The organism is Tabrizicola sp., from assembly GCF_031377265.1.
Taxonomy (GTDB): domain Bacteria; phylum Pseudomonadota; class Alphaproteobacteria; order Rhodobacterales; family Rhodobacteraceae; genus JAUYQR01.
In genome coordinates, this window is the sequence record NZ_JANMET010000351.1 from 1 (window position 1) to 5,998 (window position 5,998).

9 protein-coding genes and 1 pseudogene are annotated in these 5,998 nt (G+C 62.6%); 1 reads left to right on the top strand and 9 read right to left on the bottom strand.

Annotated features, from left to right (window positions below; translation table 11 throughout):
* From RMO18_RS18795 to RMO18_RS18835, 9 genes and pseudogenes are all read right to left on the bottom strand, one after another.
* Positions 1-240: pseudogene (locus tag RMO18_RS18795) on the bottom strand (hypothetical protein); the annotation flags it as partial.
* The gene (locus RMO18_RS18800; RefSeq protein WP_309668001.1) at positions 233-838 is read right to left on the bottom strand and encodes a hypothetical protein; all 606 of its coding nucleotides are present in this window, start codon (positions 836-838) and stop codon (positions 233-235) included. The pseudogene RMO18_RS18795 and the gene RMO18_RS18800, both read right to left, overlap by 8 nt.
* Positions 839-1,210: 372 nt before the next feature.
* Entirely contained in the window at positions 1,211-1,594 is a 384-nt protein-coding gene (locus tag RMO18_RS18805) for an AAA family ATPase (RefSeq protein ID WP_309668002.1), read from the bottom strand.
* The gene (locus RMO18_RS18810) at positions 1,587-1,745 is read right to left on the bottom strand and encodes a hypothetical protein (protein ID WP_309668004.1); all 159 of its coding nucleotides are present in this window, start codon (positions 1,743-1,745) and stop codon (positions 1,587-1,589) included. The genes RMO18_RS18805 and RMO18_RS18810 overlap by 8 nt, the downstream gene beginning before the upstream one ends.
* A gap of 68 nt (positions 1,746-1,813) precedes the next feature.
* Positions 1,814-2,251: a hypothetical protein gene (locus tag RMO18_RS18815; RefSeq protein WP_309668005.1), complete on the bottom strand. Its 438-nt coding sequence runs from the start codon at positions 2,249-2,251 to the stop codon at positions 1,814-1,816.
* Positions 2,252-2,253: 2 nt separating this feature from the next.
* A complete protein-coding gene (locus tag RMO18_RS18820) occupies positions 2,254-3,192 on the bottom strand; it encodes a phage tail tube protein (protein WP_309668006.1) in 939 nt (312 codons plus the stop codon).
* Positions 3,193-3,216: 24 nt separating this feature from the next.
* Entirely contained in the window at positions 3,217-3,636 is a 420-nt protein-coding gene (locus RMO18_RS18825; RefSeq protein WP_309668008.1) for an acyl-CoA transferase, read from the bottom strand.
* Between the two features lie 42 nt (positions 3,637-3,678).
* Entirely contained in the window at positions 3,679-4,809 is a 1,131-nt protein-coding gene (locus tag RMO18_RS18830) for a DUF3800 domain-containing protein (RefSeq protein WP_309668010.1), read from the bottom strand.
* A 70-nt stretch (positions 4,810-4,879) separates the two neighbouring features.
* Positions 4,880-5,518: a DUF6441 family protein gene (locus RMO18_RS18835; RefSeq protein WP_309668012.1), complete on the bottom strand. Its 639-nt coding sequence runs from the start codon at positions 5,516-5,518 to the stop codon at positions 4,880-4,882.
* Between the two features lie 174 nt (positions 5,519-5,692).
* Between RMO18_RS18835 and RMO18_RS18840 the strand changes: the two genes are divergently transcribed.
* Positions 5,693-5,998, top strand: a 306-nt coding sequence (locus tag RMO18_RS18840) for a hypothetical protein (protein ID WP_309668013.1), incomplete at its 3' end; no start/stop codon positions are given.

Consider the following 5,998-nt stretch of genomic DNA (forward strand, 5'->3'; position numbering starts at 1 on the left):
CAGGCGCTCTCGGCCATGAAACACCCCCGCTTTGCCCTGAACCCGCAGAGCGACGCCGCCGATGCCAAGCTGATCGTGCTGGATGAGGTCGTCCAGGGCAAACTTCAGAACCGTGCTCTTGCCCGATCCGGCATAGCCGAAGAGGCGGAACACCTGCTGCTGGTCGGTGCGGGTTTCGAACCAATCGCGAACTTCGGCGATGGCCGTGGCCTGAGCGTTCGAAGGGGTGAAGTCACTCATGATTATTCCCCCAGCACTTGCCCGCCCAAGCGCAGGGCGCATGCCATTTGCCCGCCGACATGCCACCCCGGCACACAACTGCTGTGGGGTCGGCTGCCATGCGCGGCAGCCATTGGCCAGCTTCGGACGCCCGCACCACCGCGACGGCGCGGTCCGACATGTCCTGTGCAAGGCGCGCATCGAACGGCACAAGTTCGGCGTGCAGCTCCATCGTGTCGCGGTTCAGCGCCGTGAACAGCGCGGGCTTCGGCAGATCAAGATAGGCCTGATAGAGCGCCAGTTGGGCGGCATAGACCGGGCGGGCAATGCTGACGCCCCGCTTGACCACGTCTTTCCAGCTTGATGCCCCAAGTGCCTTGTTTTCCCAGAGGGCGGGATAGTCCATGGCAACCGGGCCGGAGACAAGGCAGCCATCGATGTGGCCCTTGAACCGGCCGCCAAGTGCGGCGAACCCGAACTGCCGCCCATCGGCGCGTGATGTGCGCAGATCGAACCCAGCAATGCGCAGCCAGCCAGCGACGATGTCCTCGCCCCGGTGCCCCGCCTCGAAGATGCGCAGGGTTTTCGGGGCAAACTCCTGACCGTCGTCTTTTGGCACTGCGAGAAAGTCATACTGGATCTGGCGCAGGCAATCGCGACGATGGCGCGAAAGGTGGATTTCGAGATCTTCCAGCCGATGGACTGCCCTTTCTCGTCCAGCTTGCCACCCGCCACGGTGAAACTCTGCCAGAACTTGCGGCGGGCATGGGGGCCATCGACCACGGTGAATTCGCAATCGAGCATGCGCGCATCGCTGGATTGCGATGCCTTCAGAAGCCCCGCATCCGCTGGGGTCGCGCCGTTCACGCCGCCGGGGCGAATGGTCAGGCGCACTTTGGCAAAGGTGCCGTCGGGGATCAGTTCGCCGATGGGGGCCATCTGCGGCTGGGCGTCATTCAGATCGTAGCTCATGACATGTGTCCTTTCAGGATCAGGAGGAAAAGGCGGGATGGGTGTTGGTGCGGCCATCGATGCGGGCGAGCAGTGCGCCAAGGTCGGGCGGTTCGGTCATGTCCAGACGTCCGGAGCGGTCCTTGGCTGGAAGGCCCCATGGGTTGCCGGATTTGCAGACGAGGCGACGTTCGGTGGCGGTCTCGTCCAGGATCCAGCCACCTTCGGCGTCCCGCGCGAACAGTTGCATCGACACCACCTGGTCCACGATGCCGGGCAATTCCCGCCCGGCCTTGCTGCCTTCCATCTGCGGCTGCCAGGTGACCGTCCCGAAATCGTCGGTGACCTTTTCCAGCACGCCGACGAAGATGACGGTCTTGCCGCGTGCATGCTGCAGATGCTTCAGCGCCTGGATCTCAGCCATGTCCCTCTCCGATCTGTTCGTTGAGCTTGCGCACCATCACCGCCTCGATCTCTGGCAGCAGTTCGGCGGCGATCAGCAGGTCGATCCCGAGCGCCTGGGCCATCGCCAGCGCCGCGCCCATGTCCCAGCCCAGCACCGCGCCGGGGATCAAGCGCAGTTGCCCGCCAAGGCGGCCGACCAGATCCCAGACCTGCCAGCCATCTTCCGTCTTTGGCTGGTTCAGTCTTGCGGGGCAGTCTGGGCAACGCCCTGTGCAGGCCGCGCAGTAGCGGTCGCCCCCACCGAAGGACCATTCGGCAAGGGCGCGGAGACGTTTTTTTCTGCGTCCAGGATCAGACCCTTGGCGACGTATTGGGTCTGGAAGGCTTCGAAGACCGGCCAGATTTCCAGAAGGGCGTCGACGCCTTCGGGCGAAACAGGGACAGCTTCACCCGCGTCATCACCTACCCCCTCCCAATCCAGCACCGCGCGCCGGGCGACGGCCTTGGCCATGGCGAGCGCCAGTTCCTCCTGGGACGCCGTGTCTGGCAGGGCTTCGATGGCCGGATCGGCCCGGGCCGAAACCATCAGGGCGGTGGTCAGCGGCGCGACCCGCAAGCGCAGACCGGGCGCGAGGGTCAGCCAGGCAGGCGTGGCAGTCAGGTTCAGTCTGATCATGATCAATAGCTCAAAACGGTGTTGACGAGGACGGCGGTGCACATGCGGGCGGGGCTGGCGGCCTTGGCGGCCTGCCAGTCGAAGGTGGCCTGGATGCCCTGCGGGCCCGGGATTTCGATGCGTGGGCGTGGCAGATAGACGGCATGGGCAGTGAAGGTGAAGCTGGCGTTGGCGCCGAGGCTCCAGGCGAAGACCAGTTCGCAAGGCGTGCCGTCGATGGCCTGCGTGATCAGCGTGCTGTCGGCAAAGCGCACCTCCACCCGGCCGGTCAGCGCGGCCATGCCGGGGTCAGCCCCTTCGATGCGGCCGTCCGAGCGGATAGTCTCGATCCGGTCGAGGCCATTGGAATAGGTCACCTCGGCGGAGATGACGTTGCCGAGCGGCGAGCCGTTCCGCGTGATCACCCCGTTGAAATGCCCGAACCGCTGCAGCGCCAGCGAGGTGGGCGTGCCAGCGGCCGTGGCCGCCGCGACGCTTTCGCCTTGCGCCACCAGCCGTGCCGTAGCGGTCAGAAGCCCCGACCGCGCCATCTGCCACGACAGCTGGTCGCAGACGCAACCGGTGTACATGGCATAGCGCGGCACCTCGGGCATGGCCGTCTCAATGGCCATGCTTGGCAGCGTCCAGTTTCCAGACTGGAAGGTATGGGTCTTGGGCGTTGTGCCGGAGGTGACCGGCGCACCGAAGGCCGCCTTCAGCCACAGCCCAAGGTTCTCGACGTCGATCGGCACCACGACATCGCCGTCTGCAGTGACCGCGTCCTTGATCGGGGCCAGCGGATCGCGCCCCTGGCCCAGCAGTTCCGAGGCGATCAGAGGCTGTTCGGAGCCGAGCGTGGTGCTGGCGAAGGGCACCGTGCGATAGCCCGTGGCGGGCGCGGTGCCATAGACGGTTTCGAACGCAAGCGCCATCTGCGCCCGCGCCCCATGGGCTCGTGCCATCGTGTCCTCCTATCGTGATTGGGGTCAGCCGAGTGCGTCGGCCGTGGAATAGTGCAGGATTACGGGGATGACCGCCCCCTTCAGGCTGGCAGCACCCTCCACGGGCAGGTCAACCGGACGCGGCGCTTCCGCCTCGACCCAGTCGCAGAGGCCGCCCAGCGTGCGGTCGGCGGCAATCGCCGCGCCGACACTGGCGCAGAGCGTGTCGAAAGCGGCATCACGGGTGGCACCCTGCACGACGGCCTCGATCTCCGCTCTGTGCTGGTAGTGATAGCGCAGCGGCGAAAGCGTCACCTCGGGCTCCCCCGGTTCGCCGTCGCGCAGGATCAGGAGGCCTGCGGTTGGCACGCGCTCTGGCAGCACGTCGCCGCGCAGGGCGGTGGCGGGCAACGCCGAAAGCCGCGCGTGCAGCGCGGCGAGGATGGTTTCGCGGGGCGTGGACATTGCATTTGGGCCAAATTAGCCAATCTCGAGAGTCGGAGATGTTTATCTGAAAGAGAGGTCGCCTGATGCAACGCCCTGCTCTGCCAATTCGTAGTAGACTTCGATTGGCGCGCCAGTTCCGCGACCTTCCGCAGTAGCAGCGAGTTCGTACAGAACAGCATACTGCACCATGGCTTCTTTTTTTCCTAAGTCCACTCTATCGAAGTCAGGAAAGATCGAATCTTTAAGCATCCCAGCATCGAGTATTTCTCCAGTGGCCTCCATTCCATCAGGAAGGCCGTTCGAAAAGCAGTGTACAGTTGTGCTGGCCAGAATATCTGCAATCTGAACTGACGGGTGCGCGCGTGAGTCAACAAATTCCAGTGGCTTTTCGAACTCCCAACCAAGCTCGTGATGTCCGAACAGTGCCTTGGCGCGATCGATTGCAGCTTCGAGCCCGACTCCGGCCAGATCGGCGGCAATGGCACGAAGCGGCTTGCTGTCGTCGCAAAGCACAGAAAGTGGCTGCTTCATTTTCCCCCAATGGTTTAAATGGCTCCACAAACCAGAAGCCGAAAGGTCGAGTGTCCAGACACCTCTGTCAGACGTAAGCTGCTCAATTGTTGCATTATCTTTGGCGATGGTTTCTTTGTGACCCGTCGCGAAACGCCGGATGAGCTCAAACGGATGAGGCTGGGGGACTGTTTGCTCGCCAGAAAAGTCAAAGAGTATGGGTGCCTGTTTTATATCCTTACTTCGCATGTATGCTTGGAACTGCGCCAAGGCCTTTGCTGCCTCTGAGTTTTCATCTGAAAACCACAGGTAGCAAAACATTGCAATAAACCGGTGGAAATCCTTCTGATAGAAGATGCGTGGATTGTCTTGATAAACAGGTTCAAAAATATACTCAAACACCCAACCGCATAAGGCGAGTAGCTTGTCGTGAGCGTTGATGGCGAATTTGCCCTCGATCCCTTGGACAATGTGGGAGACAAGCCTTCTACCTTGATTGCTTCCCATGAGCTTGGATGCCTTCAATTCAGGCATCTGAACAGGGTACGCTTTTCGTGCCTCGGCGATCAGTGCCCAGGCATCTTCATCTGTTATTGATACCGACGCGAACGCGAAGTACCGCTGGTCTTTGGCCAACAAATCAGGGCCAGTGTGGCCCGCCTCGTCACATGCAAGTAGCAAAAGAGCACCGTATCCATAGGAATACTCTGAAACTATCGAGCATTGACCATTTCTGCAACGAGAACGCTGGCTACGTTCGCCGAGAGAACGCCTCCGCCCAGTTCGTCACGATCAGCCCCGGCACACCGTCCGCCGCCCGTTCGGCGTCCCGTGCCAAATCCAGCCGCTTCGGCAACTTGACCTGCGGCACCAGCAGGAAGATCGGCGCGGTGACGACGCCCCGGCCGGTTTTCGACTTTGACGCCACAGCACGGCCCTTTGTGTTCAGCCGTCCCTCGGCCACCAGCAGGCTTGGCCCCCTTCGGCGATAGACGAACCGAAGGCGCAACCCGGTGCGGCGTTCCCATTCGCCGGGCGTGATCCGGCCGCCGCGCGTCGATTTGCCCGCCGCTGGCGTGGGGATCGCGAGCCAAAACCCGTTCTTCGACCGGATCAGCGGGCCGGTATCATGCGCCCCGATGATCACCGGGGCATTCGACCAGACTAGCGCCGCCGCGTTCAGGCTTTCGCCAGATTTTGGGAAGCTGGCGGAGCGGATCGAGTTGGCCAAGCGTGTGCCCAGCCCCGCGCCGGTGATCTGGCCGCGCCAGGCGGATTTCAGGCCGGTCCCGGCCTCGTTCATCGCGGCGGCAACAGCGCGTTCCCCCGCTGCGACCTCGGCCGCCATCAGGGCGACGATGTCGGGATCGATGGTGAGTTTCAGTTTCACGCGGGCCTCAGATCCACGGTCCAGACCAGCCGTTCCCGATCACGGACGGGCTCGCCCTGAATGAGGAAGGCATCGCCGTCAATTTCCACCCTGTCTCCGGGGCGTGGGTTATGGAGCTGGTGGGCTCGACGAGGGCGACGTTCGAGCACTGCTTGCGGCCCTCGGAGGTTAGTGGTGCAACCTCTGTCTCCTGGGATCGCCTTCGGCTGTATTGAGCTTCTTGAAGTCGTCAAACGTAACCAGTTGACGCCTGGTGGAGTGCATTCCCTATCACTGGGCTCAGTAGCCTCATCTGCCATCTATCGAACATGCCTCGATCTGTCTTGGATCGAAGTGCAGCCTGATGGCCTTCTTGCCGTTACAATTCGGGGTGAACGCGCTTCTAGCGCTGCAGGTCCCCATGCAGGTCTCCGGAGCATCCTGATCGACTTTATCGAAATCGAGCGGCCCGCTTGGCTTCAGCTGATTCCTTACGGCCGC

Excerpts from the sequence above, each read along its gene's own strand:
- RMO18_RS18825 (WP_309668008.1), bottom strand. The coding sequence starts at position 3,636 with ATGTCCACGCCCCGCGAAACCATCCTCGCCGCGCTGCACGCGCGGCTT.
- RMO18_RS18815 (WP_309668005.1), bottom strand. The coding sequence starts at position 2,251 with ATGATCAGACTGAACCTGACTGCCACGCCTGCCTGGCTGACCCTCGCG.
- RMO18_RS18820 (WP_309668006.1), bottom strand. The coding sequence starts at position 3,192 with ATGGCACGAGCCCATGGGGCGCGGGCGCAGATGGCGCTTGCGTTCGAA.
- RMO18_RS18805 (WP_309668002.1), bottom strand. The coding sequence starts at position 1,594 with ATGGCTGAGATCCAGGCGCTGAAGCATCTGCAGCATGCACGCGGCAAG.